Origin of the sequence: Cellulomonas sp. P24, from assembly GCF_024704385.1 — a bacterium.
Taxonomy (GTDB): domain Bacteria; phylum Actinomycetota; class Actinomycetes; order Actinomycetales; family Cellulomonadaceae; genus JAJDFX01.
Map to the genome: position 1 here is coordinate 2245460 of NZ_JAJDFX010000002.1, position 25775 is coordinate 2271234.

Annotated in this window: 25 protein-coding genes; 18 read left to right on the forward strand and 7 right to left on the reverse strand. The window is 72.2% G+C overall.

Features of this window, described 5'->3' with window-relative positions; all coding sequences use genetic code 11:
- Window positions 1-138: 138 nt before the first annotated feature.
- From LJB74_RS10475 to LJB74_RS10485, 3 genes are read right to left on the reverse strand one after another with little or no spacing between them, the layout of a single operon-like run.
- On the reverse strand, window positions 139-426 hold the full coding sequence (locus LJB74_RS10475; RefSeq protein ID WP_259308473.1) for a helix-turn-helix domain-containing protein: 288 nt from the start codon (window positions 424-426) through the stop codon (window positions 139-141).
- Window positions 423-2534, reverse strand: coding sequence for a ferrous iron transporter B (locus LJB74_RS10480; protein ID WP_259308474.1), 2112 nt, complete (start codon window positions 2532-2534; stop codon window positions 423-425). The genes LJB74_RS10475 and LJB74_RS10480 overlap by 4 nt, the downstream gene beginning before the upstream one ends.
- Complete coding sequence (locus LJB74_RS10485) at window positions 2531-2824, reverse strand: FeoA family protein (RefSeq protein WP_259308475.1); 294 nt, start codon at window positions 2822-2824, stop codon at window positions 2531-2533. Before LJB74_RS10485 ends, LJB74_RS10480 begins: the two co-directional genes overlap by 4 nt.
- 162 nt (window positions 2825-2986) lie before the next feature.
- Here LJB74_RS10485 and LJB74_RS10490 point away from each other — a divergent pair, with 162 nt between their 5' ends.
- From LJB74_RS10490 to LJB74_RS10525, 8 genes are all read left to right on the forward strand, one after another.
- Window positions 2987-3568, forward strand: coding sequence for a hypothetical protein (locus tag LJB74_RS10490; RefSeq protein ID WP_259308476.1), 582 nt, complete (start codon window positions 2987-2989; stop codon window positions 3566-3568).
- A 208-nt stretch (window positions 3569-3776) separates the two neighbouring features.
- Complete coding sequence (locus LJB74_RS10495) at window positions 3777-6578, forward strand: hypothetical protein (protein ID WP_259308477.1); 2802 nt, start codon at window positions 3777-3779, stop codon at window positions 6576-6578.
- Window positions 6579-6588: 10 nt separating this feature from the next.
- Window positions 6589-7563, forward strand: coding sequence for a hypothetical protein (locus LJB74_RS10500; RefSeq protein WP_259308478.1), 975 nt, complete (start codon window positions 6589-6591; stop codon window positions 7561-7563).
- A gap of 137 nt (window positions 7564-7700) precedes the next feature.
- Window positions 7701-8321 carry an L-threonylcarbamoyladenylate synthase gene (locus tag LJB74_RS10505; RefSeq protein WP_259308479.1) on the forward strand — a complete coding sequence of 207 codons (621 nt, stop codon included), beginning with the start codon at window positions 7701-7703 and terminating at the stop codon, window positions 8319-8321.
- Between the two features lie 76 nt (window positions 8322-8397).
- Complete coding sequence (gene trxA, locus LJB74_RS10510; protein WP_259308480.1) at window positions 8398-8826, forward strand: thioredoxin; 429 nt, start codon at window positions 8398-8400, stop codon at window positions 8824-8826.
- Between the two features lie 189 nt (window positions 8827-9015).
- A complete protein-coding gene (locus LJB74_RS10515) occupies window positions 9016-9555 on the forward strand; it encodes a SigE family RNA polymerase sigma factor (protein WP_259308481.1) in 540 nt (179 codons plus the stop codon).
- A complete protein-coding gene (locus LJB74_RS10520) occupies window positions 9552-10796 on the forward strand; it encodes a DUF4232 domain-containing protein (RefSeq protein ID WP_259308482.1) in 1245 nt (414 codons plus the stop codon). The genes LJB74_RS10515 and LJB74_RS10520 overlap by 4 nt, the downstream gene beginning before the upstream one ends.
- Window positions 10797-10944: 148 nt before the next feature.
- The gene (locus LJB74_RS10525; RefSeq protein WP_259308483.1) at window positions 10945-11562 is read left to right on the forward strand and encodes a YdeI family protein; all 618 of its coding nucleotides are present in this window, start codon (window positions 10945-10947) and stop codon (window positions 11560-11562) included.
- A gap of 104 nt (window positions 11563-11666) precedes the next feature.
- Here the strand turns inward: LJB74_RS10525 and LJB74_RS10530 are convergent, their stop codons facing one another.
- Window positions 11667-14138 (reverse strand): glycoside hydrolase family 65 protein, encoded by a 2472-nt coding sequence (locus tag LJB74_RS10530; RefSeq protein ID WP_259308484.1) that lies wholly within the window; start codon window positions 14136-14138, stop codon window positions 11667-11669.
- Entirely contained in the window at window positions 14135-15073 is a 939-nt protein-coding gene (locus tag LJB74_RS10535; RefSeq protein ID WP_259308485.1) for an HAD-IA family hydrolase, read from the reverse strand. The genes LJB74_RS10530 and LJB74_RS10535 overlap by 4 nt, the downstream gene beginning before the upstream one ends.
- A gap of 250 nt (window positions 15074-15323) precedes the next feature.
- On the opposite strand from LJB74_RS10535, the gene LJB74_RS10540 reads away from it, so the two are divergent.
- On the forward strand, window positions 15324-16058 hold the full coding sequence (locus tag LJB74_RS10540; protein WP_259308486.1) for a uracil-DNA glycosylase: 735 nt from the start codon (window positions 15324-15326) through the stop codon (window positions 16056-16058).
- 63 nt (window positions 16059-16121) lie between these two features.
- Here LJB74_RS10540 and LJB74_RS10545 read toward each other — a convergent pair whose 3' ends face one another.
- Window positions 16122-17297 carry a hypothetical protein gene (locus LJB74_RS10545; RefSeq protein ID WP_259308487.1) on the reverse strand — a complete coding sequence of 392 codons (1176 nt, stop codon included), beginning with the start codon at window positions 17295-17297 and terminating at the stop codon, window positions 16122-16124.
- A 71-nt stretch (window positions 17298-17368) separates the two neighbouring features.
- Window positions 17369-17557: a DUF1918 domain-containing protein gene (locus tag LJB74_RS10550; RefSeq protein ID WP_259308488.1), complete on the reverse strand. Its 189-nt coding sequence runs from the start codon at window positions 17555-17557 to the stop codon at window positions 17369-17371.
- Between the two features lie 352 nt (window positions 17558-17909).
- On the opposite strand from LJB74_RS10550, the gene LJB74_RS10555 reads away from it, so the two are divergent.
- The 9 genes from LJB74_RS10555 to LJB74_RS10595 all read left to right on the forward strand — a co-directional run bounded on the left by LJB74_RS10555 (window position 17910) and on the right by LJB74_RS10595 (window position 25756).
- A complete protein-coding gene (locus LJB74_RS10555; protein ID WP_259308489.1) occupies window positions 17910-18917 on the forward strand; it encodes a hypothetical protein in 1008 nt (335 codons plus the stop codon).
- Window positions 18883-19788 carry a hypothetical protein gene (locus LJB74_RS10560; RefSeq protein ID WP_259308490.1) on the forward strand — a complete coding sequence of 302 codons (906 nt, stop codon included), beginning with the start codon at window positions 18883-18885 and terminating at the stop codon, window positions 19786-19788. Before LJB74_RS10555 ends, LJB74_RS10560 begins: the two co-directional genes overlap by 35 nt.
- Window positions 19789-20086: 298 nt before the next feature.
- Complete coding sequence (locus LJB74_RS10565) at window positions 20087-21499, forward strand: hypothetical protein (RefSeq protein WP_259308491.1); 1413 nt, start codon at window positions 20087-20089, stop codon at window positions 21497-21499.
- A 259-nt stretch (window positions 21500-21758) separates the two neighbouring features.
- Window positions 21759-22175, forward strand: a complete 417-nt coding sequence (locus tag LJB74_RS10570) for a PASTA domain-containing protein (RefSeq protein WP_259308492.1) — start codon at window positions 21759-21761, stop codon at window positions 22173-22175.
- A 240-nt stretch (window positions 22176-22415) separates the two neighbouring features.
- Window positions 22416-22760, forward strand: coding sequence for a PadR family transcriptional regulator (locus tag LJB74_RS10575; RefSeq protein WP_259308493.1), 345 nt, complete (start codon window positions 22416-22418; stop codon window positions 22758-22760).
- Window positions 22757-23728 (forward strand): DUF1648 domain-containing protein, encoded by a 972-nt coding sequence (locus tag LJB74_RS10580; RefSeq protein ID WP_259308494.1) that lies wholly within the window; start codon window positions 22757-22759, stop codon window positions 23726-23728. Before LJB74_RS10575 ends, LJB74_RS10580 begins: the two co-directional genes overlap by 4 nt.
- Window positions 23725-24048, forward strand: coding sequence for a PLD nuclease N-terminal domain-containing protein (locus LJB74_RS10585; protein ID WP_259308495.1), 324 nt, complete (start codon window positions 23725-23727; stop codon window positions 24046-24048). The genes LJB74_RS10580 and LJB74_RS10585 overlap by 4 nt, the downstream gene beginning before the upstream one ends.
- Window positions 24045-24998, forward strand: coding sequence for an ABC transporter ATP-binding protein (locus LJB74_RS10590; protein WP_259308496.1), 954 nt, complete (start codon window positions 24045-24047; stop codon window positions 24996-24998). The genes LJB74_RS10585 and LJB74_RS10590 overlap by 4 nt, the downstream gene beginning before the upstream one ends.
- On the forward strand, window positions 24995-25756 hold the full coding sequence (locus LJB74_RS10595; protein WP_259308497.1) for an ABC transporter permease: 762 nt from the start codon (window positions 24995-24997) through the stop codon (window positions 25754-25756). The genes LJB74_RS10590 and LJB74_RS10595 overlap by 4 nt, the downstream gene beginning before the upstream one ends.
- Window positions 25757-25775: the final 19 nt, after the last annotated feature.

Genomic DNA, 25775 nt, shown 5'->3' on the forward strand with positions numbered 1-25775 from the left:
GGCAGGCGGCCGACCTCTCGGAGCGCACGTCACCTGGCCAGCCGGCCGCTGACCCCTCGCCGAAATCGCACACGCATGTCGAGATCGTGAGTCCGGCCGTGCGATCTCGGCGCGGGTGTGCGATCTCGGCGTCCGGCGTCAGGGGGCGAGGGGGCAGCCGTGGCAGGTGGCGGGTCGGGTCGGGCCGGTGGGGCAGGACGACGTGCAGGTCCGGCCCGCGACGGTGACGAGGCCGAGCCGTTCGGCGTGGTCGAGGACGGAACAGACGAGGGGTTCGGGCAGGCCGAGACGCGCGGCGACCTGGGCCGGGGTGCCGCCACGCGCGGACGCCTCTGCGAGGACCCGTGACCAGGCGCTCGGCTCGACGGGTGCTCCTGCGGCGGCTCCGTCGGGGCGTGTCGTGAGGGCGACGGAGGTCCTGGTCACAGCCGCGCCCCGATCTGGAAGACCAGCACCGCGAGCAGCCACGCCGTCACGAGCTGGGCGCTGACCGCGCCGAGGGTCGGCCGCCACCCGAACAGTCGGCGCTGCTCGGCGAGCGTCGCGACGCACGGCGTGTACGCGAGCACGAACACCATGAACGCCGCGGCCGCTGCCGCGCCGTGCCCGCCGGACGACGCCGCGAACGACTCGCGCAGGCGGTCGCCGAGGCTGCCGACCCGGGCGACGTCTCCGGGTTCCGCGACGGCGTACGACTGCGCGAACGAGCCGACCACGACCTCCTTCGCCACGAACCCGGTGATCAGCGCCGCGGCCGCGTGATCGTTGCCGAACCCGGCAGGAGAGAGCACCGGGGCGATCGTCGACGCCACCCGCCCGTAGGCGCTGTCCGCGACCGGCACGTCACCGACCGCGTGGTGACCGGCGACCGGGATCGCCATGAGCACCCACACGACGAGCATGGTCGCGACGATGATCCGGCCCGCCCCGGCGACGAACGCCCCCACGCGCGAGCGCACGGACAGCGCGAGGGGCCGCAGCCGCGGGCGCTGGTACGCCGGCAGGACGAGCACGAGCGGCTCGGGTCGCACGTCGCGGAACGCCGTCCGCCTCAGCACCAGACCGCCGCCGAGCACCAGGGCGACGCTCGCGACGTACATCAGGAAGATCGCGGTGCCGGCGTACCCGGGGAAGAACGCGCCGGCGAGCAGCACGTAGACGGTCAGCCGCGCCGAGCAGGACGTCAGCGGGATGAGCAGCCCGGTGAGGAGGCGGTGGCGTGCGTTCGGGAGCGTGCGCGTCGCGGCGAGGGCCGGCAGGTTGCAGCCGAAGCCGACGACGAGCGGCAGCAGCGCGCGCCCGTCGAGACCGAGCGCCCGCATCGCACGGTCGGCGACGAACGCCGCGCGGGCGAGGTAGCCGGAGTCCTCGAGCACGCCGAGCGCCAGGAACATGACGGCCATGACCGGCAGGAACGTCAGCACGGTGCCGACGCCCGCGAGGAGCCCGTCGACGAGGAGCCCGCGCAGCCACCCGTCGCCGAGCCCGACGAGCCCGAGCGCCCAGGTGACGGCGCCCTCGACGGGACCGTGCACGAGCCTGTCGATCAGGTTCACCAGGGGGGCGGCGAGCGTGGTGGTCAGCTCGAACAGGAGCCACACGACGCCGAGGAAGACGGGGATCCCGGCCCACGGGTGGAGGAGGAGGGCGTCGACCCGGTCGGAGAACGACGGCCGGGTCGACGGCGCACCCGGTCCGGGAACGACCGCGGCGCCCGCATCCGGTCCCGCGCCGACGTGCACGCCGGGCCCTACGCGAACGCCACCCTCCGCACCGACCCCGACCCCGACGCGTGCGGCGACCTCCGCCGCGACGCGCTCGACCCAGGCGAACGTCACCTCGGCCCGAGCGAGCTCCGCCCCGAGGTCGACCGGGTCCGCCGACCCCCGGTCCGCTGCGGGCGGCAGGTCGCGCACGGGGCGCGGGTTCCGGGCGATCGCGTCGACGGCGTCGCCGAGGGCGACGAGCCCACCGTGCGACCGGTCGCGCGAGTCGAGGGGCACGACCGGCACGTCGAGGACGTCGGCGAGCACGGTCGCGAGCAGGTCCGGGGTCGCGGCTGCGGTCGGCGAGTCCGGGGTGACGACGTCGAGCATCGTGAGCCCGACGACGACGGGCGCCCCCGTCGCGGCGACCTGGGCGAGCAGGTAGAGCGACCGGGTCAGTGCGGTCGCGTCGAGGACGACGACGGCGACGCCGGCCCCGGGGGTGCTGGCGAGCTCGCGGACGGAGTCGGCGGTGACCTGCTCGTCGGCCGATCGCGCGAGCAGGCTGTACGTCCCGGGCAGGTCGACGAGGGTGCGTGCGCGGGCCGTCGGGATTCCGGGTGTCGAGCCGGCCGTCTGCCACGTGCCGGTGGCGAGCTCGACGGTGGTGCCGGGGGCGTTCACGGTGCGCTGGCGGGCGCCGGTCAGGGCGTTGAACAGGGTGGACTTGCCGACGTTCGGGGCACCGACGAGGAGGACCCTGCCGGACGTCGCGGCGGTGGCGACGGCGCTGCGGTCCGGTGCGGGGCCGGTCTCGTGGCAGCTCACGGGCGGAGGGCCGCGGGCGCGTCGATCGGTCCGGTCGTGACGTGCTGCGGGGCGGTGGCCGTGCGCGCGTCGAGCAGCTCGACGTCGATCAGGTCGGCGGTGGTGGAGTCGATCGCGTAGCGGGACCCGGCAACGGCGACGACCCGGCCGCCGAAGGCTGCGTGCTGGGTCACGCGCGCGATCGCTCCAGGCCTCAGGCCCATCTCGTGCAGCCGGAGCGTGACGTCGTCGGACAGGCGGACGCCGGTCAGACGAACGTGCGTGCCCTCCGGAGCGTCCCGCAGCGTCATGACGCCAGCCTACTTAGTAGGTAAGCCTTACCTCATGACTTAGGGCCTAGATCGACTGCGCCCCGGGTGGGTGCGTCATGCGCCGTCGTGCGCGGCCCGGCATGCGAACCTGGGACCGCCGACGTCGGCCGACGGGCGGCGCCACCCGTGCCGAGGAGTGCCGTGAGCGCGCAGGGACAGGCCTTGACCGGCCTCCGGAGATTCGTCGTCAAGCAGCGGTACACGATGATGGTGAACCGCTACGAGATCCGCGCGCTCGCGCCGGACGGCAGCGACGGCCCGGTGCTCGCGATGGCGCAGCAGAAGCGGCTGGCCTTCAAGGAGCTGGTGACCTTCTACGCCGACGAGGCCCGCACGGTCCCGGTCTTCTCGTTCAAGGCCCGCCAGGCGATCGACCTCGGTGCGACGTACGACGTCCTGGACGCCGACGGCGCCCCGATCGGGCTGTTCCGCAAGGACTTCGCGGCGTCGCTGCTCCGGTCCACCTGGCACATCGAGGCGGGCGCGGTGAGCGCCGTCGGCCAGGAACGCAACGTGCTCGTGGCGATCCTCCGCCGGGTGACCGACGCGATCCCGCTCGCGGTGCACGTCGACTTCGTCGACCCGCAGGGCCGCCCGGTGATGTCCTCCGAGCGCACCTGGGGCCTGCGCGACCGGTACGTGATCGACGTGCCGGACACGCGCCTCGACACCCGGGTCGCCGCCGCGATGGCCGTCGCGCTGGACGCGCTTCAGGGGCGGTAGGGCCGGCGTACCCGACGACGTCGGTCGATGGACGTCGTCGTCCCCGGCGAGGAGAAGTTCCCCGCGGAACGCCGTCGGACGCCCTGGTCGCGGGCTCGTGCAGACGGGCGTAGCGTCCGAGAGGTGAGGTGATCCCGGATCAATCCAGGCGCCTGGCCAGCACTGGAGCCCGGACCGACCGGCCGTCGACCCGTACAGGGAGCGCTCCATGGCGCAGCTCCGTGGGAAGTCCACCGATCTCTCCGACCGCACCGGTGCGACGCGCGCGGGCAGAGCGGCGAGCTCCGGCGGGCCGGCCGACGAGGACCCCGGCCCGGCCCGGGCCGACCTGGAGACGGGTGGGCCCGTCCGATGGGGGGCCGTCGCGACGGTGGTCCGCGCGCTCGCGGCGACCGTGGTGCCGGTGCCGACGTCCTGGCGCACGCTCGAGAGGCTCGCGATCGGCCTGACGGAACCGCTCCGTCGGCTCGACCAGCTCGCGCGGGACACCGACCGGGCGGTGCACGGTGATGAGCACTCCGCCGCGCGGGTGCGTGCGACGGTCCGCGAGGTGGCGCTGCTGTCGCGTCGCGCGGACCTGGGTCAGCTGCTCGTCGGCGCAGGGTTCGGCGCAGAGCTCGACGCGGACGCAGGGCCCGGCGCCGGTCACGAACCCCCCGCGACAGCGCCCGGAGCACTGCTCTCCGAGCCGGCCACGGCGCACGGTGCGACTGCGTCGGCGATCCTCGACGAGGCGGAGCTCACGACCCTGCTCCTGGGGGTCGCACAGGTCGTCGACCCGGATGACCGCACCTCCGCGGCGGACGCTGTGACCGTCCTCGTGCTCGCGACCGCGGCGCTCGGCTCGCTCGCCGTCGCGCACGACGACGCCGGGGTCGGCGGGCTCGTCGTCCGGCTCGAGTCGCTCGCCGGGACCGGGGCGCTCGGCTGGGCGGGGTCGCGCGTCGGCTCGCCCGCGGCGCAGGGACCGCGGCCGGCGGCTGCGGACGCGCCGACGGTCGGGACACCGGAGCCGACGCCATCGGAGGGCGCGTCGCTCGACACGCTCCTCGCGCAGCTGCGCACCCGCCCGCGCTGGGACCCGGACCTGCTCGATCACGCCTACCCCTGGTGGGAGCCGCAGGTCGAGGCCGTCGACCCCCGGTGGTGGGACGGCGTCAGCGGCTTCCTGGCGGTTCGCCGACGGTTGACCGCCCGCACGGAGCCCGCCCCCGTCCGCCCCGAGCGCGTGGTCTGGTCCGACGGCATCACCGGGATCGAGCTCGCCGACACGTGCGCCGGGTCGACGATCACGATCACCGGGACCGGCTTCGGCGCGACCCGACCCCCGGACGTCGCGCTGCTGCTCCCGACGCTGCGAGGCTGCCGACCGGTGCCGCCGCTGTCCTGGTCGGACACCCGGATCACCGCGGCGCTCCCGGTCGACGTCGCGTCCGGGCCCGTGGGCTTCGCCGACGCCGGCTACGTCTCCGCGTACGACGGGTGGGCTGCCCGCCGCAACGCCGCCGACCTCGCCCTCGAGAGCGTGCCGTGCGTCCGGTCCGTACCGGTCCTCACGGACCCGTTCCTCGAGCGCCCGCCGGTGACGCCGGTCACCACGGTGCGTGCCGGCGTCCCGGTGATCACCGCGTTCACGGCGAACGGGGCGACACTCCTCTCGCTCGAGGCCGGGATGCCGCTCCGGCTGCACTGGACCGTGCGCAACACCGAGACCGTGACGGTCGAACGCACGTCGACGAGCGGGCCCCTCCTGGCCGGCGGGACGACGCTGGTCGACCCGGTGGCGTCCTCGATCGCGCTCGGCGTGCCGTCGTACTCGACCCTGCAGGTGTGGACGTACCGGCTGACGGTCACCGGTGCGTCCGGGGTGCCGGTGAGCCGGACGGTCACGGTGGTCGCCGGGAAGCGCCCGGCGCTGCGGATCGAGACGATCGAGGTCACCCAGTCGATCCAGACCGTCCCGGAGACGGTCCGCCTGGTCGAGTCCAAGCCGACCGTTGTCCGGGTGACCGTGCGGCACGGGTTGGAGGGGTTCGGCAGCGACCTCGTGCCGAACGTCCGCGGGCGGATCCGCGTGCACGGCCCGGAGCTCGGGGTCTCCCCGTGGTTCGACGCCGCGAACGGCAGCGGCCCGCCGATGGCGCCGCTGCCGGGGTCCTCGATCACGGTGCGCGCGGCTCCGGCCCGGAGTGCGACGAACGACACGCTGAACTTCCTCGTCCCGCCCGGCTGGGCGCGCGGCGCGGCGACCTGGTTCGACGTCGAGGTCCGGGTCGGCGGGTTCGGTGCGGCGGGTGGCTTCGCCGGGTACTCCGAGAGGGTGGCGCGCTCGGCGGGGCCGTTCGCGTTCGAGTCCAGGCGTCCGCTGCAGCTCCGGTACATCCGGGTGGCCTGGGGCGACGGCCAGGCACCGTCCGCGGCGGTGTGCGCGTCGACGTTGGCCGGCGTGGTGCCGTTGCTGCCGACCCCGACGGCAGGGGTTGCCGCGCTTGCGGGTGTCGGCATCCAGACGGTGACTGTCGCGGCGGGCAGCAACGGGAACGCGGAGCGTCGTGCCCTGCTCGACGCGTGGGCGGACCGGCGCACCTGCGCGGCCTACGAGCCGCTCGTCGAGTGGCTGGGCGACACGGCGCCCGAGGAGGACGGCGCGATCTGGGTGCTGATCCCCGGCGAGTTCGTCCGTGGCGAGGCGTACGACGTCCCGGGCGGGGTGTGCCTCACCCCGCCGGACGACAGCCCCTATGCCGCCCACGAGCTCGCGCACTGCCTCGCGCAGCGCCACGTCTCGCTCGCGTGCGTCGACGGGCGGACCGCGACCGGTGGCGACTGCCCGAGCGCGGGGCCGGCCGACGCGCGCCTGGAGGACGTGCCGTTCGACGTCGTCCGCAACGCGGCGGTGAGCCTGGCCGGAACGGGCGTCTACGACGTCATGACGTCGTGCGACACCCCCACCCCCACGTGGCCGATGCCGGCGCGCTGGCACCGGCTGTGGGACGAGATCGGGAGCTGAGGAGCCGGTGATGGGCGTTCCGGAGTACCTGCTGATCCGTGGCCGGCTCGACCGGGCGGGGGGCTTCGCGCCACGGCGCTGCACGTCGACGACGCATGTGCGGGCGTGGCCGCGTGGCACGTCGGCCGAGGAGCTCGACCGCCTCGGCGCCGGGCCGGACCCGGTGCTCGTCGAGGTCGTCGGCGACGACGGTGAGGTCCTTCAGCGCGAGATCGCGGAGGTCCGTGCCGAGGCGGTCTGCGAGCCCGGCGACGCGAGGACGTTCCGCGCACGGGCGTACGTCGGCCTGCACGAGCGGGCGTCGGAGGTCCGGGTCCGTCGGGACGACCGCGTCCTGTGGGAGGCGTGGATCCCGGGTGCACCGACCGTCGACGTCCAGCTCGAGCGGGTGCCGCGGCGGGGCACCGCGAGGTCCACGCGGACTGCGGTGCTCGCCCTGACGTACTCGCCGCCCGCCGACGAGGAGCTCGCGCACGTGACCGTCGTGTACCGCTGGGGTGAGCGAGGGTTCCGGACCGTGCACGTCGGCCCGCCGCAGAGCACCGTCGAGATCCCGGCGGACGGGTTGCCGGGTGGCCCGGCGTGCCGGTTCCTCGTGACGTACTCGAACGGTCTGCGCGGGGCGTCGGCGGCGACGGACACGTTCGACTGGGAGCCGCTGGCGCCGCAGGTGACCGTCATCCGGCCGGCCCCCGGGGAGCACGTGGTGGCCGGCGTCCCGGTGGTGCTCGAGGGGTTCGCCGAGGACCCCCAGCACCCGGCGGCCGCGCTCGAGCCGCGTCGACTCGTGTGGATGATCGACGACCACGTGGTCGCGACCGGGCCGGTCACCTCGCTCGACGAGCTCGCCGCGGGTCACCACGACGTCACGCTGGTCTACCGGGGTGAGATCGAGGGCGAGGCGTCGGTCCCGGTGTGGGTGCGCAAGCCGGAGGTGCCGACCGCCGACCAGTGGCCCGACTGGGACCCGATCGCGCTCCACTGACGTCACCGGACCGACCCCACGACCCGACGCCGTGGATCGCGATCGGGTGGCGTCCTGCCGGGTCCTGCCGGGTCCTGCGGGGGTTCGGCGCCGTTCAGCAAGGTGCTGAGCAGGGCAGACGGACCTAGTCTCGACACATGGCCAAGTTCTTCGACGTGCACCCGGTGAACCCGCAACCGCGGTCGATCGCGCAGGTGGTCGCGATCCTGCGCGACGGCGGGCTCATCGCGTACCCGACGGACTCGTGCTACGCGCTCGGCTGCATGATGAGCAGCCACACCGGCGCCGATCGCATCCGGGCCATCCGGCACCTCGACGAGCGGCACCACTTCACGATCGTCTGCGCAGACTTCGCGCAGCTCGGCCAGCTCGTGCACCTCGACAACGCGCCGTTCCGGGCGATCAAGGCCGCGACCCCGGGCCCGTACACGTTCATCCTCCCGGCGACCAAGGAGGTGCCGCGTCGCCTCGCGCACCCGAAGAAGAAGACGATCGGCGTGCGGATCCCGGATCATCCCCTGGTCCGGGCGCTGCTGCGCGAGCTCGGTGAGCCGTTGCTGTCGAGCACGCTCCTGCTGCCGGGTGCGGACGAGCCGATGACCGAGGGCTGGCTGGTCAAGGACGAGCTCGACCACGTGGTCGACGCGGTGATCGACGCGGGTGACTGCGGGACCGAGCCGACGACGGTCGTCGACTGGTCGGAGGGTGCGCCGGAGGTCGTCCGGGTGGGTGCGGGGGACCCGTCGCGCTTCGAGTGAGGTCGGCCCGCTCCGGTGCCCGTCGACAGGACGACGCCCCCGCGTGCGCGCGTCGTCCCGGTGCGATGATCGACCCATGGCCTCACGAGTCGTCGCGTGCCCGTCCTGCGGGACGAAGAACCGGGTCCCTGCCGCTGCCGCCGGACATCCGCGCTGCGCGTCGTGCAAGACGACGCTGCCGTGGATCGCGGATGCCACGGACGTCGATCTGAGCGCGGCGCTGGACACCCACCAGCTGGTGCTGCTGGACCTGTGGGCGCCGTGGTGCGCGCCGTGCCGGATGGTCGCGCCGGTGCTGGAGAAGCTGGCGGGCCGGTTCGCCGGTCAGGTGAAGGTCGTCAAGGTGAACGTGGACCACAACCCGGCGACCGCGTCGAGGTTCGACGCGAGCAGCATCCCGACGCTGGTCCTGCTGCGCGACGGTGCGGTCGTGCGTCGGATCGTCGGCGCGCAACCCGAACCCGTCCTCACCCGCGAGGTCGAGCAGGCACTCACCCAGGCCTGACCACCCGCCCAACCCCCACCCACCGGACGCACGCGACCGGACGCACGCGACCGGACGCCGAGATCGTGAGTCCGGCGCGAGATCGTAGGTTCGGACCCACGATCTCGCACCGGACCCACGATCTCGACGGATCTCGGCGAATGTGGGCGGGGGGAGAACCTGGCGGGGGGCGGCTGCGTTTGTGGGGGGGTGAAGACGACGGCGAACTCGGTGTCGATCGAGGTGGACGACGGTGGTGACGCCGGATTCCGCGCGTTCGCGCTGAACGAGAGGGCCCGGTTGTACCGGTTGGCGTTGGCGCTGACCGCGGACCCGGGGGTGGCGGAGGACCTGGTGCAGACGGCATTGATGCGTACCTATGCCCGATGGCGTCGGGTGGCCGGTCAAGACCCGGCCGCCTACGCCGCGCGGATCGTGGTGAATGCGAACATCGACAGGTGGCGGCGGCAACGCGGTCGGGAGCACCTGACCCCGTCGGCCCCGGAGAGGTCGAACGCCGATCCGGCAGCCGGGGTCGTCGAGCGCGACGCGGTTCTGCGCGCGATGGCGGCGTTGAGCGCGCGGGAGCGTCGGGTCGTGGCGCTGAGGTTCCTGCTCGACCTGTCCGAGCAGGAGACCGCTCATGAGCTCGGCTGGCCGCTCGGCACCGTCAAGAGCGTGACGCACCGGGCGATGGGCAAGCTGCGTGCCAGCACCCATCTGCTGCAGTGGGCGGAGGAGACCCCGTGAACGGGCGCGAGGAGGAGGACGTCCGCGCACTGCTCGCCGGGTTCGACGCCGGACCGGTGCCGGAGCTGGACGTGGACGCGATCATGCGGGGCGGACGGCGCTACCGGCGCCGGCACACGGTGTACCGCGGGGTCGCGACCCTGGCGGCGGTGGCCGTGGTCGGTGGGGTGTTCGTCGCCGGAGCGCAGCTCGCGCGCCACCGGGTCGCGTTGCCGGCGACCACGTCGAGCGCGCCGGTACCGTCGCCGTCGGCCACCGCGGTCGGCACGACGTGCACCGCGGCGGAGCTGATCGCCGAACAGACGTCCAGCGGCGCGGGGATGAGCCAGCCGTTCGCGATCATCACCGTGACCAACAGAGGCAGTCGCGCGTGCACGCTCACGGGCTACCCCACGATCACCGCGGCGTCGGGCACCGAGATCCAGCCGACCGGCACGTCGCCCGGACCGTTGACCGACGAGCCGATCTCCGTCACGAACGGCGCATTGAACGCCGTGGCGGATCCGGGGCCGAGCACGCTCACGATCGCGCCCGGAGGCCATGCGTGGTTCGCCCTCGGGACCGCCACGGCGTACGACGGCCCGGTGGTCACCCTCGGTCGGATCAGCGTCAGCCTCGACGGCTCGAGCGCGCCGGGCGCGGGTGCGCTCACGATCCCGGTTGACCTCGCTGCAGGCGCCCCGGCGGGGAAGCCGTTCGGCATCAAGGTCACCGCCTACGCGCCCGGGACGTACTCGACGGATCAGCCCCCGTCCTCGTCGACGACGGCGGGGACGCCTGCGAAGGGCAGTGCCACCGGCAGCGGCGTCGCGCAGGCGTGCCTGATCAGCGACCTTCGGCTCGGCCTGAGCGGGAAGGCGCACAGCACCCAGCAGTACGTCATGACGCTGGACGCCACCAACATCAGCCTGTCGCCCTGCAGCCTGACCGGGTTCCCGGGGTTCGAGCTGGTCGGCCCGCTGTCGAACGGGTCGACCACGTACGACCCCGTCCGCCAGTCCACCACGTACTCGAAGGTGGTCCTCGCCCCCGGTGCGACCGCGCACGCCGCCTTCACGACGTTGCCCGGCCCTGACGTCTGCGACCAGGGCACCCCGTGGGTCCCCACCAGCGTCACGGTGATCCTGCCTGACGCGACGACGCCCACCTCGGTCCCCTGGCCGGGAGGCTCGGTGGACGACTGCCAGGGCGGTGCCACCCACCCCGGGACCTACATCGGCCCCTTCACCGCCGGCAGCTGACACCCGCCCCGCCCCGCCCCGCTCCCGTACCCCCGCCGAGATCGTGGGTTCGACGCGAGATCGCATGTCCTGAGCCACGAGTTCGGGTCAAACTCACGATCTCGACACGCCGCGCTCCTCCTGGGCGAACCGGCGGCACACTGTCCGTGTGAGAGTCGACAACCCGGGGACGGACGACCTTCCCGGTCTGCTGCTGCCCGACGTGGCCGCGTGGCGCGAGTGGCTCGTCGAGCACCACCCGACGGCTCCAGGGGTCTGGCTGGTGCTCACCAAGAAGGGCGGCGCCGCCACGCTGCTCACCTACGAGGGCGCTCTCCTGGAGGCGCTGTGCGTGGGGTGGATCGACGGGCAGGGTCGCGCGCGCGACGACGCCACGTCCTTCCAGAGGTTCACGCCCCGTCGTGCGCGCAGCCCGTGGTCGGCGAGCAACGTGGCGCGCGCCGATCGTCTGACGCAGGACGGCCGGATGCTGCCGGCCGGTCTCGCCCAGGTGGCGGCGGCCAAGGCCGACGGCCGATGGGACCGAGCGTACGGCGGAGCCGCGAGCATGGAACCGCCTGAGGACCTGCTGGCCGCGCTTGCCGAGCAGCCCCGCGCCCAGGCCTGGTGGGACGTGCTGACGTCCGCCAACCGCTTCGCCATCTGCTACCGCCTTCAGGAGGCCACGAGGCCAGAGACCCGAGCCAGACGACTCGAGCGCTACGTCGCCGACCTCGCCGAGGGGCGCACCCTCCACCCCCAGAAGCGCCGCCCACCCGCCACCTGACTCCCACACCCCTCCGCCGAGATCGTGAGTCCGACGCGAGATCGCACGGCCTGACCTACGAGTTCGCGTCGGACTCACGATCTCGGCGAGCCTGGCGGGTGGGGTCAGGTCGGCGGGACCGGCGACGCGCGGCCACCGGGGTTCGCGTCGAGGGGGCGGGGAGTCGGGGGGACCAGGGGGAAGGTGAAGGTTCCGCCGGCGGCGACGTCGCGGTACGAGTGGCGGTAGGCGATCGCGAGCGGACCGGCGGCGAACATCCGGGAGCGGACCGTGAGCGTCGTGTGGTCGGCCTCGACGTCGAGCACGTGACCGCGGCACCGCAGGCTGACGGCCACGCGCTCGATGTCGTCGGGCAGCGCCGGGTCGAGGTGCAGGACGTTCGCACGCATCTCGACGCCCAGGTAGCAGCGCTGCACCAGGTCGCTCGTGCCGGCCATGGCGCCGACGTGGATCCCTTCGCGGGTCGTGCCGCCCTGCGTGTCCGTGAGGTCGCTGTCGAGGGCGTCGCGGAACAGCTCCCACGAGCGCGGGCGGTTCGAGCGCGCGAGCACCCACGAGTGCACCAGGCGGCTGAGGGTCGACCCGTGCGACGTGCGGGCCAGGTAGTAGTCGATCGTGCGGGGGATCGCATCGTGGTCGAACGGGTAGCCGAGCTGCTCGAAGAGCAGCGTGAGCTCGTCGGCCGAGAACAGGTAGAAGAGCATGAGCACGTCGGCCTGCTTCGACGCCTTGTACCGGTTCGGTGAGTCGCCCTCCGCCTCGAGGATGCGGTCGAGCCGGTGGATGTCACCGTACGTGCGCTCGTACCGGGCCCAGTCGAACTCCTCGAGCTCCTCGTACCCGTCGAACTGGCTGATGACGCCGTCCGCGTGGAACGGCACGCGCAGCCGGCGGCTGATCTGCTGCCACTCGGCGATCTCCTCCGGGTCCAGGGCGAGGCGTTCGAAGAGGCGGCGTGCGCGGGGGTCGGGCAGCTGGTCGGCGAGCTCGGCCGCGTGGCTGAGCACCCAGGACGCCATGACGTTCGTGTACGCGTTGTTGTCGATCCCCCCGGCGGTGTCCGGGTCGGCGCCCGGGTAGGCGGTGTGGAACTCGTCGGGCCCCATGACGCCGGTGATCTCGTAGCGGTCGATCGCGGGGTTGAGGTGCGCGATGCTCGCCCAGAACCGGGCGATCTCGAACATCATCTCGGCGCCGTGCGAGTGCATGAACTCGTGGTCGGCCGTGACCTGGTGGTAGCGCCAGATGTTGTACGCGATCGTCGAGCTGATGTGGTGCTGGCGGTGCGTGTTGTCCGGGAGCCACCGCCCGGAGACCGGGTTGAGGTGCAGCAGCTGGTTCTCCTCACGGCCGTTGCTGCCGCTCTGCCACGGGAACATCGCACCGCGGAACCCTGCGGCCTGTGCCGCGCGGCGGGCCGCGGGGAGGCGCCGGTACCGGTACTCGAGCAGCGACCGGCTCAGCGTCGGCAGGTGCAGGCTGAGGTACGGGAAGACGAAGACCTCGTCCCAGAAGATGTGCCCGCGGTACGCCTCGCCGTGCCACCCGCGGGCGGGGATGCCGACGTCGAGGTCGCCGGTGTGCGGCGATGCGGTCTGCAGCACGTGGAAGATGTGCACGCGCACCTTGAGCTGGATCTTCTCCCCGTCGCGGTGGTCGACCTGGATGTCGCACGCGGCCCACAGCTCCTTCCAGGCGAGGGCGTGCGCGGCGAGGAGCTCGTCGAACCGGCCCGCGCGGCCCATGGCGTCGGTGGCCTCGAGCAGGGGCTCGCTGATCGCCCGGTCCCGCGAGGTGTAGACCGCCGCGATCTTCTCGACCGTGACGGGGACACCGACCTCGAGGTCGCACGAGATCTCGTGGGCGACCACACCGTCGGCCACGTACGTCTCGTGGTCGCCGGCGATCTCGCTCCCGCCGCGGTACAGCCGCGTCCGCGCGGCCTGGGCGATGCCGAGCATCGACTGCTTGGTGCGGCAGCGCAGCACGATCGTGTCCGAGCCGACGTGGTCCTGCACGAGCACGTCGAGGTGCTCGTGGGCGAGGTCGCGGTACCGCGGGACACCCGTGTTCGTCACACCGCCGTCGATCGCCGACCGCACCGTGAGCCGCCCGGACCAGTCCTCTGCGGTGAGCTCGACACTGAGGCCGGCCAGGTGCGGGTCGGCCATGCTCACCAGTCGGCGCTCGGTCCACAGGGTGGTGCGGCCGTGGTCGTCACGGAACCGCAGCCTGCGGCGCAGCACACCGCGGCCGACGTCGAGCTCCTGCCGGTACTCGAGGATCTCGACGTCGTCGAGCCGGAACCACGCACCGCCGTCCGCGCGGAACGTCAGCGGCAGCCAGTTGGGGATGTTGACGAGGGACTCGTTCTCGATCTGGTGCCCGGCGACCTCGGTGATCTGGCGGTCGTACCCGCCGGCCAGGTACGTGCCGGGGTAGTGGACGCCGTCGGCCACGGCGTCGGGGCTCGCCCCACGCGTCGCGACGTACCCGTTCCCGAGCGTGCACAGCGCCTCACGGTGGCCCTCGAGGGCAGGGTCGTACCCCTCGTAGACGAGCGTCCAGTCGCTCACCTCGCGCTCCAGCCCGGCTCGCGGGCGGGGTGGACGACGAGCCGCCTCCCCGTCACCTCCACGGCGCCGAGGTCCGCGATGACGATGCTCGCACCGGCCGCGAGCAGTCGCCCGCGGCAGGCGTCCACGTCGCTGCTCCCGTAGCACGTGCCGCGGTCGATCCCGATGACGAAGGCGAAGCCGCCGTCCTTGCCGGCCTGCACGCCCGAGGCCGCGTCCTCGACGATCGCGGCGCGACCGGGGACCACCCCGACGAGCGACGCGGTCTCCCAGAGCATCGCGGGGTGGGGCTTGCCGGGGATCCCGAGCCGGCTCAGGTCGGTGCCGTCGACCCGGACGTCGAACAGGTCGATCACATCGGCGCTGGTCAGGACGCCCTCGGCGTTGCGGCTCGAGGAGAACACCGCGGTGCGGATGCCGGCCGCGTGGAGGCGTTCGATGAAGAGCATCGTCACGGGGTAGGCCCGCACCTTGTTCTCGGCCAGCCACGTCCTGACGTACCCGTCCTTGCGGTTGCCGAGGCCGCACACGGTGCGAGCGCTCGGCGGGTCGTCGTCGTGCCCGTAGGGGAGGGTGATCGAGCGGGACGTCAGGAAGCTCTCGACTCCGTCGTACCGGGGCTTGCCGTCGACGTAGCGGCAGTAGTCCTCGTCGAGGTCGAACGGCCGCGCCCAGCCGGGGTCGGCGCCGGGTCCCGCCGATGCGGGGTCGTCGGAGGACTGGGTGGACAGGAAGTCGTCGAACAGTCGCTTCCAGGCGAGTGCGTGCACGATCGCGGTGTCGGTGACGACGCCGTCCATGTCGAACAGCACGGCGTCGAGCTCGGGCGAGACGACCGGAGGGTCGGGGTGAGCACTCCTGGCGCGGGACGAGCCGACGGCGCCAGGGTCGATGCTCGCGGCTGGGCGGGATCCGGTCACCTGTGACCCGGTCATGTGCGCACCTCCCCGTCACGACCCGCGGCGCACCGGCTCTGGGAGCCGATCGGGACCGCTGCGTCGACGCGGCGATCCGTGCCTCGGGCGGCGACCGCGGTGACCGGACGCCGCTCGTGACCAGCACCCCAGGGGACGTCGTGGTCTGTTCCGACCCTAGCAACGGTCCGACGGCCCGGCATGGTCAACGATGGGCCGGACGGGTGCCGACCGTGCGCCCGCGGGCCGCGAAGGTGGCACAGTGACGCGCGTGGACCGCGACGTCGCCTACCCGACCCGGGCCGCCCGGGCCCGCACCCTCGCGGAGCTCGACGCGCTCGTCGTGGAGTGCGGCGCGTGCCCGCGGCTCGTCGCGTGGCGCGAGCAGGTCGCGGAGGAGAAGCGCGCGTCGTACCAGGACGAGACGTACTGGGCCCGGCCGGCGCCGGGGTTCGGCGACCCGGACGCGCGCGTGGTCGTGGTCGGTCTTGCCCCTGCGGCGCACGGCGCCAACCGCACCGGGCGGATGTTCACCGGTGACCGCAGCGGGGACTTCCTGTTCGCGGCGCTGCATCGCACCGGGTTCGCGTCCCAGCCCACGTCGACGTCGCGCGACGACGGCATGGTCCTGACCGGTCTACGGCTCACGGCCCCGGTGCGGTGCGCCCCGCCGGAGAACAGGCCGACCCCCGTCGAGCGTCGCACCTGTGCTCCGTGGCTCGGCCGTGAGCTCGAGCTCGTGGCTCCCGACGTCGCCGTCGTGCTGGGCGGCTTCGGCTGGCAGGCGCTGCTTGCCGCGCTCGACGACCTCGGTTGGCGCGTGCCGCGGCCGCGTCCGACGTTCGGGCACGGCACGGAGGTGCGGCTGGACGGCCCGGACGGGCGTCGGCTCGTGCTGCTCGGCTGCTTCCACGTGAGCCCGCACAACACGTTCACCGGCCGACTGACGCCGGAGATGCTCGATGCGGTGCTCGTGCGTGCGCGCGAGCTCAGCGCGCCGACGTAGACGGCCGCGACGGTGCCGGAGTCGCGGGAAGCAGCACCGAGAGCACGCTCGCCCCGGTGAACGTCAGCCACGGTGCGCGGGTGCGGTGGGCGGTGTCGCAGACCCACACCGTGGTCCCGGGGGTGTCGGCGGTGGTCGGGTCGATCCGTGCGACGAGCATGCCGCCGCGAACAGCATCGGGGTGAGGGAGACGTCGCCGTCGGCGGGGGCGAGCACGGCGGGCGTGATCCTCGAGGTCGTCGTGTCGAACCACATCGGGGTGCCGGAGCCGGTCGAGTCGATGCCGGAGACGAGCACCGTGCGGTCGTCCCGCCACGGGTCCACGGTGTCCAGGGTGGCGGCCCCGGTCCACCGCGCGAGGGTGGACCCGTCGCGCGCGACGACGGTCAGGGTCCCGTCGGTGTCGCTGCCGACGTCGAGCGTCCCGACGGCGATCGTCGCGCCGTCCGGTGCGTAGGCGAGGGATGGCTCGGGTGGCGCGTAGGTGCCGGGCGCGAGCGCGACCTGGCGCACGTCGCGGGTGGTCAGGTCGATCTCGACGACCGAGGTCGACCGTTCGGGTGCGCTCGCGGAGAGCTCGGTGCCGCAGGTGGAGAGGACGGCGAGGTGCGCGCCGTCCGAGGAGAAGGTCGACCAGGTGGACGTGCACCCCGTGGTGGCCGTCGGAGGGATCGTGACGGTTCGTCGGCCGCCCGTCGCCAGGTCGTAGAGCTGCACGTCGGAGCCGGAGCCGGTGGAGGCGATCGATCGGCCGTCGGCCGAGAGCGCGATGCCGTGGCCCGGTGCCGGGACCCCGTCGGGGAGGTCGAGACGCACCCAGGCACCGTCCGCCGCGTCCAGCGCGAACAGCGCGAGGCCGCCACTGTCGCTCGGATCGTCCGTGCGGACGACGGCGAGCGCACGGTCGACGTGCCGGTGCGGCGCCGCCGCGAGGTCGACGGTCGCAGCGGGGATCGTGGACCAGAGCGGCCAGCCGGCCAGGGCCGACCCGGGCACCGGCGACGCGGCCGACGGCGTCGACTGCTCTCCGGTCGTCGGAGACGTCGGCGGAGGTGCTGCCGACCCGGTGCCCCACACCCGGGTGCCGACGACGGCGGCCGCGGCGATCACGAGCGTGGCGCCGATCGCGAGGATCGCGCGGCGACGGGGTGGGGGCGGATCGCCGGAGGGGGCTCGGGTGGGTGCGTCCGTTCGGCTCGGGTCGCGCGCGTCGTCGCTCGTGGGAGTGCCGTGCGTCATCGTGCCCCCTGTCGAGAACCCCCGGAACCGACCGGAGCGCGAACGCGGCCGTCAGTGGCCGTCGGTGGCCGTCAGTGGCTCAGCGTCACGACCTGGACGTCGGGCCCCGGGAACACCAGGACCTCGTGCCCGTCGTCGAACTTCACGAGGTAGGGCGGGGTGCCATCGGGCCCGCGCGCCTCGAGCACCTCGCCCCGGCGGTCCGGGTTCCCGGTGACTCGTCCGTGAATGATGATCTCGTCGCCCACCGCAGCATGCATCGTCGCTCACCTCAGTTCGAGACTAGACGCGCACCGGGCTGTGCGCCCGTCGGAGACGGGCCGGCCGGCAGACACCTCTGGGGTCGTGCGGGGAGCGGGTGGCGCGGGCGCGCTCGGCGCCCTGGCGCCCGGTCGAGTGGGGCGCATACGGCCAAGCGGGTGAAATCCGGACAAACTCGTCCGGATGCCTTGTGGACCGATATGTCCGTTTATAGCCTGATTTGTGAACGGCAGTCGCGACACCTCTCAGTGGCGAGAGGTCGTGCGGAGGGCCAGCACGACCTGGAGCCACCTGACGGGCCCCGCACCGAACGCGAGCGCAGTGAACGACGCAGACAGACAAGGAACGATCGTGAAACTCAAGAAGCCTATTGCCTCGCTAGTCAGCGTGGTGCTCCTGACGCTCGGCATGGCCACGCTGGTCACGTCGCCGGCATCAGCACACACCAACGCGGTGTCGGCCACCTGTTCTGCACTCTCGGTCGACCTCCGGTACTACCAGGCCTCGCGTGAGGGTAGCCCGGCCCAGGGATACACCGAGTACGAGTGGACGCGGACGGTTGTCGACCAGGCGGCCTGGACCGAGTACGTCCGGTACACCTACACGCCGGAGAAGGACGGCGCGGCCAACCCTGCAGACGTCTCGTCGACACCGGTGACCGACCCCGGTCACTGGAACGCGGACCACAAGGGTTACGACGACAGCGCTGTCGACACCTACATCCAGTCCGGGAACGGGCGTGGATCGTGGTTCTGGTGGATCGCCACCACCCACGAAGCGAAGACGCACGTCGAGACCCAGTGGTCGAAGAACAAGCCGGCCGGTGACGGTTGGACCAAGACCGGCGCCTCGCGCTTCCACGAGACGTCCCCGGCCGTACCCGCGAAGACGAACCACGTCGTGGTCACGATCGACGGCACCGCTGTCGAGGACACCGACTTCTCGACGACGTTCACGAAGAGCTACACGTTCTCCGACAAGTACACGTCGCACACCTACTCCGTCGCCGTGACGGCGTGGGACGACCCGACGGGACACAACGGGTGGACCTTCACGAAGTCCGGCAGCTCGATCGCGTGCACACCTCCTGTCATCCAGGTGACAGCCGTCTTCCCGGAGCCCATCGCCCCGACCTGCACGACTGATGGGTCCCTCCCGAGCCTGCCGACGGACCAGACGGGCATCACGTTCAGCTGGGACAAGAAGAATCCCTTGAAGATGGTCGCGAAGGCCGACAAGGGCTACATCCTGACCGGTGTGAAGTTCAGGATCTACGACGAGCCGGGCATGGCTACGGGAGACTGCTACGTCACGCAGGGGGACCGTGACCGTCGCTCCCGCGACGTGCCAGGTGGGTGACGGTGGCGTCGCTGACATCACCGGTGGGTCGATCACGCTTCCGACGACCGCCGGGGTCACCTACACGATCACGACCGCCGGCGGGGATCCCGTCACGGTCACGGACGGCAAGGCCACCGGCCTGGCTGCCGGTGACTACACGGTGACCGCTACACCTGCTGAGGGCATGATCCTGACGGTCGGCGAGACCGACTGGGTGCTCCAGGAGGACGGCACGGCCACACTCACGGTGACTGTTGCCGCGGCGGCGGACTGCTCGATCCCGCAGCCTGACCCCCAGGTGGCGGCGACGGAGTGGGTCGACGGAACGTGGGCTTGCGACGACACGACCGTGGAGCAGACGCGTGAGGTCACGACGACCCCGTACGCCTGGGTCGATGGTGCGTGGGTTCTCGACACCGAGAACGCGTCGACGGTGACCGAGACGCAGACGCGTGACCTGCTGGCCAGCGAGCAGACCGTGTGCAGCCAGGTGCTGGCGGCGCCGCCGAACACGGTGGTGACGATCGTTCCCCCGACGTGCACCGCGGACGGGTCGGCGACGTTGGCCGACGGTGTGGGGTACACGTGGGACAAGACGTCGTTCGGTCCGGGTACGTGGACCGCGACGGCGACCGTGACCGACGGGTACGTGTTCGACAGCGGTGACACCTACCAGGTGACGTTCACGGTGGCCCCGAAGCTGACGGGTGACGTGTGCACGGTCAGCGAGGTCCTGGCCGCACCGCCGAACGCGTCGGTCCCGACCGCGGCAGTTCTGGCTGCGACGGGAGCAACTCCGCTGCCGCTGGCGATCGTGGCGATGGTGATGATCGGTGCGGGCGTCCTGCTCCAGCCTCGGGTCCGGCGGGCGGTGTTCTCCCGCCACTGATCCAGGGGTGATCTGACTGCTACCCCGTGCCACTCCGGTGACGCGGGGTAGCGGTCTGTCCCGGTGGTGTCCGGTGAAATGCGATGAGGGTGACCGGTGAGCGCAACATGCGCATCAACAGGGAGGCGATATCCCTTGTGTCCCGGTATGTCCGAATATATCCTCGCTCCGGAAAGTATGTCGCGACGTCTCGGAACGGAGAGAGGTCGCGCACAGGGGGCAACGCGACTGTAGCCACCGGACGGGGCTTGCGCCGAATGCGAGCGTCGAGACGAACGCGGACATAGAAGGAATGAATGTGAAACTCAAGAAGCCCATCGCCTCACTCGTGAGTGCACTGCTCCTGTCGCTCGGCATGGTCACCATGGCGGCGACGACGGCGTCGGCGCACACGAACCACTGGTCCGGCTCCGGTGACTACAACGGCTGGTCCAGATGGGGTGATGACGAGCGCTCGACGAGTACTCCCACGAGCGCCCCGTCCGGCTATGTCGTGGCCGCGTGGTACATGCCCGGGTGGGTGAACAGCTCGACGGCGGTGTGGCAGCCCGGTGGGCAGAAGCTCGCCACGAGCATCAAGGTGTCGACCAAGGACCTCGGCGCACTGGATGCGTGGGTCAAGAGCCAGAGCTACGGCTGCTTCCAGATCGACGGCTACAACGACAACTCGACGACGACCGCCTTGCTCGGCGGCAAGGTCCTCTATGCCCCCAACAACCCGTCCGAGTCTCTGTGGGGCGGCGGTCTGGGTAGCGCCTGGAAGTTCACGAAGGTCGGGACGAGCTGCACCCCGCCCGTGACGACGAAGGTGACGCCGGTCGCTCCGACCGTCGCACCCCAGACCTGCCAGGTCGGTACCGGCGGCGTCTCCGACCTGACCGGCGGGTCGATCACCCTGCCGACGACCGCCGGGGTGACCTACACGGTCTCCGGCGGCAAGACGACCGGCCTGGCTGCCGGCGACTACACCATCACCGCGACTCCAGGAGCGGGCACGACCTTGTCGGTCACTGGCACCGACTGGAAGCTCCAGTCAGGCGGGGTCGCGACGCTCACGGTGACCGTTGCGGCGGCGGCGGACTGCTCCGTCTCCCAGCCTCAGCCCAAGGTGACGACCACCGCGTGGGTCGACGGGACGTGGGCCTGTGGCGACACGACGGTGAAGCAGACGCGTGAGGTCACCACGACGCCGTACGTGTGGAGCAATGGCGGGTGGGTCCTGGACACCACGAGCGCGTCGACGGTGACCGAGACGCAGACGCGTGACCTGCTGGCCAGCGAGCAGACCGTGTGCCCCGTCTCGCAGGTGCTGGCGGCGCCGCCGAACACGGTGGTGACGATCGTTCCTCCGACGTGCACGGCGGACGGGTCGGCGACGTTGGCCGACGGTGTGGGGTACGTGTGGGACAAGACGTCGTTCGGTCCGGGTACGTGGACCGCGACGGCGACCGCGACCGACGGGTACGCGTTCGACCACGGCACCACGGCTCAGGTGACGTTCACGGTGGCTCCGAAGCTGACGGGCAGCGCGTGCACCTTCAGCGAGGTCCTGGCGGCACCGCCGAACGCGTCGGTCCCGACCGCCTCGTCCGGGGTCCTCGCCTTCACCGGCGCAACCCCGCTGCCCCTGGTGATCGTGGCGCTGCTGCTGCTCGGCGGTGGAGCTCTCCTCCAGCCCCGGATCCGGCGGGCGGTGTTCTCCCGCCACTGATTCAGGCGTGATCTGACTGCTACCCCCGTGCCACCCTGGCGGCACGGGGGTAGCAGTCTGTGTGGGCGGTACCCGGAGGCTCGAGCCCTGGTGCGGGCCGGTCGGACCCCGACGCGGCTCCACGGTGGCGCAGTGGTGCGCCGGCTCAGTCGGATGGCGGTCACCTGATCGAGGAGCGGCCGGCGGTCAAGCCATGCGGGCGACGTGTCGATGTACTCGGACGTAGCACCTCGTCCTCGCCCGAAGGGCACCTCGACCGATGGACCGCCGCCAGGTCTCACGCCTCACCCCGGTGCTGTGCGCGTGTGTCGCCCTCACCCTTGCCGGGTGCGCCGCGCGAGACGGGGAGGCGCCGAGCGGGCCCGGAGCTGCGGCATCGGTGACCGCGTCGTCGCACACCGGCCCCCTCGCGGCACCGTCGCCCACGAGGTCCGCGGTGATGCAGGTCTTCATCGTCCCCGACCTCATCGGCGAGCCCCTCGACGAGGCGCAGGGCGCGCTCCAGTCACTGGGCTCCCAGTCCCTCGACCCGCAGGACGCGAGTGGGCTCGGCCGCTCCGTGTCCATCGACGGTGTCTGGCGCGTGTGCACCCAGAGCCCGAAGGCGGGCGAGGTGGTGGACGTGCGGACCGTCGTCATCCTCGCGGCGGTCCTCTCGGGTGAGCACTGCCCGTGACCCGGATCGCCGGGTCGGCTCGGGTCGCGGAGTGACGCCGCGGACGTCGCGGCGCGGGGAGCAGCGGCGTGCCGCGGTCGCAGCCGCGCGGTGGTCACGGGCGTTCGGAGGTCACGGGCGCCCGGTGGTCAGAGGTGGACGGCGGGCATCACCTTGCCTCGCCGCACTAGTTGGTATTACCGTGTACCTGGCACGACATAGAACCAGGTGAAGCCAGCAAGTTCGGGAGGCGGCGAGCGCGTGGCAGAAAGCAGCGACACGATCCCGTCGCAGTTCCGCAAGGGCGTCGTCGAGCTGGCGATCCTCGCGCTGCTGCACCGCGACGAGGCGTACGGCGGTGAGATCGTCGACCGGCTCGCGGCCTACCCGGGTCTGGCGATCAGCGCCGGTACGGCCTACCCGCTGCTCGCACGCCTGAAGAAGTCGGGCCTGATCACCTCGGTCTGGCGGGAATCACCCGTCGGGCCACCGCGGAAGTACTACCGGCTCTCGCCCGACGGCGAGGAGGTCTTCGCCGGGATGGCCAAGGCCTGGAACGGGATGAAGAACGAGATGGACGACCTGCTGGGATTGGACGCCCGATGAGCACCCACGCACCCACCGACGGGACGTCCCGAGACGCCGCAGTGGTGATCGACGACTACTTCGCCCGACTCGCGACGGCGACCGAGGCGATCCGCGCCAGGATCGGTGCCGACGAGCTCGCCGAGCTGCGCGCGCACGTCGACGACCGGCTCGTCGGCACAACCGCCACCGCCGCGGACGCGACGCGGGTGCTCGCCGAGCTCGGCTCGCCCGAGGAGCTCGCCCGCGCGTTCGCAGCAGAGGCGGCCGAGTACGACGCCGCGCCCGACGCCGTCGACGGGCGACCGTCGGCCCTCGTCGGCCGCGTCCTCGGCATGCCCTACGACGTCCGCCCGCCCACGACCGATCGGGTCGCCCTGCGGGTGTGGAACCCCACCGACCCGCGGATCCTCGTGCCCAAGGCATTCGGCATGGGATGGACCGTGAACTTCGGCGCCCTCGCCGTGAAGACCCACCTGGTCCGGCCCGACGACGAGGATGACGCGTTCGCAGCGGTCCCGGACGGCGTAGTGACGGCAACCCTCGCCGCGCCCGCCGCTGTCGCGATGGCGGTCGTGGTGCTGGCTGCCGTGTCGTGGCCGACCCTGCCGGCGAACGTCCCGGTGCACTGGAACGGCGCCGGTCATGTCGACGGGTACAGCAGCCGAGGAGCCGCGGTCCTGTGGCTCGTCGTGATGGCGGTCGTGCCCGTGCTGCTCGCCGCATGGGTGCACACGCGCCGCCGCCGGCGGTTCAACCGGGTGGCCGCGTCCGCCGTGAGCCTCGGCTTCGCGGTGCTCTCGCTGGCGATCCTCGTCCAGACCGTCGCCTCCGCAGGAGGCGGCACGGGCATGTGGCCGACGTGGCTCGGCATCGGCGGCTTCCTGGTGCTGCCGTTCGTCCTTCTCGTCGGCGTCTCTCGTCTCGGCAGCGCCGCAGAGCGGCGCCGCGACCTCTCCATCACGTCATCGAAAGGACGTGCACAGTGAACGGGCAGCTTGCTGACCTCCCCACCGGGGTCTTCGTCTTCCTCCTCGTCGTCGGCGTGGTCCAGCTCGCCCTGGACGTCGTCGCCCTGGTCGACCTCGTCCGCCGACCGGTGGACCGGGTCGCGATGGGCAACAAGTGGATCTGGGTCGCGATCATCCTCCTGGTCAACCTGCTGGGCGCGATCCTCTACCTGATCGTGGGCCGCAAGCCTGCGGCGGCCACCGAGGTCCCTCTGCCGTCGACCCCGTCGGCGTCCCGGACCGAGAGCATCGCCGACTCGCTCTACGGTCGCCGTGACGACAGCGCCGGGCCGCGATGAGCGCCACCAGCGGAGCGCCGACCACGGCAGCGATCAGGACCACGGCCCTCACCAAGGCGTACGGCGACAAGAGGGCGCTCGACGCGGTCGACCTCACCGTCGACGAGGGCTCGATCTTCGGGTTCCTCGGTCCCAACGGTGCGGGCAAGACGACCATGCTGCGCCTGATCACCGGCCTGGCGCGGCCGACGAGCGGGTCCGTCCACGTGCTTGGTCACGACGTCGCGACAGCGGGCAATGCCGTCCGCGCCGAGATCGGGTTCCTCCCCGACGTCCCCGGCTTCTACGAGTGGATGACGGCCGAGGACTTCCTGCGGTTCGCGGGCGGGCTCTTCGGTCTCGGTGGCACGCTCCTCGACGAGCGCGTCGCGATGCTGCTCGACCTGGCAGGGCTGACCGGGGTGAAGACCACGGTCGGCGGCTACTCGCGCGGCATGAAGCAGCGCCTCGGCGTCGCGCAGGCCCTGGTCAACGCGCCACGCCTGCTGCTCCTCGACGAGCCGACCAGTGCGCTGGACCCGATGGGACGCAAGGAGCTGCTCGAGATGATTGCGTCGCTCCGCGGCCGCACGACGGTGTTCTTCTCGACGCACATCCTCGGGGACGTCGAGCGTGTGTGCGACGCGGTCGCGATCCTCGATGAGGGCCGGGTCGTCGTCCAGTCGCCCATCGACGAGCTCCGGTCGACGTACGGCGCCCGAAAGGTCGTCGTCGAGGTCACCGACGACGCCGACGCGCTCGCGACCGAGATCGAGCAGCGCGCCTGGGCGACAGCGGTGGCGCGCGGCGCGAACGGGACGATCGAGATCACCGTGACGGACGTCGCGCTCGCGCAGCACGAGATCCCGGTGATGGTTGCCGCCCGGCAGACCGGGCTCGTGCGCATGGACGCGGGAGAGATGGGACTCGAAGAGGTCTTCGTCGAGCTCGTCGGAGGTGGTCGGCGATGAACGGGTTCACGGTGTTCGCCCGCAAGGAGACGCTGGAGATCCTGCGCACGTGGCGACGGTGGGTGCTGCCCAGCATCCTCGCGTTCTTCGCCCTGACCGGTCCGCCCCTCGCCCGGTACACCCCGGAGATCGTGAAGGCGTTCGCCGGCGACCAGCTCACCGGGTTCGCGATCCCGACGCCGACATACCTCGACGCCTACGGGCAGTGGGGCAAGAACCTCACCCAGATCGCCCTCTTCGCGCTGATCATCATCTACGGCGGGCTGGTCTCGGCGGAGAGCCGGAGCGGTACCGCGATCCTGGTGCTCACCAAGCCGGTCTCGCGCAGCGCGTTCGTCGTGGTCAAGGCCGTCGTGAACGCGGCGTTCATCACCGTGCTGCTGGTGGTCGGCACCCTCGTGACGTGGGGGCTCACCGCGGCGATGTTCGGGACGGCACCCGCGTCGGCGCTGTGGTCCTCGGCGCTGGTGTGGCTCGTGCTCGCGGTGCAGTTCGTCGCCCTCATGACGCTGCTCTCGGTGGTCATCCGCTCGGCCGCCGGGGCGGCCGGCGCCGGGCTCGGCGTGTACGTACTCGCGTCGATCGCCGCGATCTGGAAGCCGCTCGGCTCGTACTCGCCGGCGGGGCTCCCGGCGCAGGTGACGTCGCTCGCCGCGGGCACGGCCTCAGCCCCGCTGTGGCCCGTCCTGACGTCCCTCGTGCTGTCGGTCGCCCTCGTGGCCGCGGCGGCGCTGCTGTTCCGTCGCATGGAGCTGTGACCGGAAGGTCCGTCGAGGA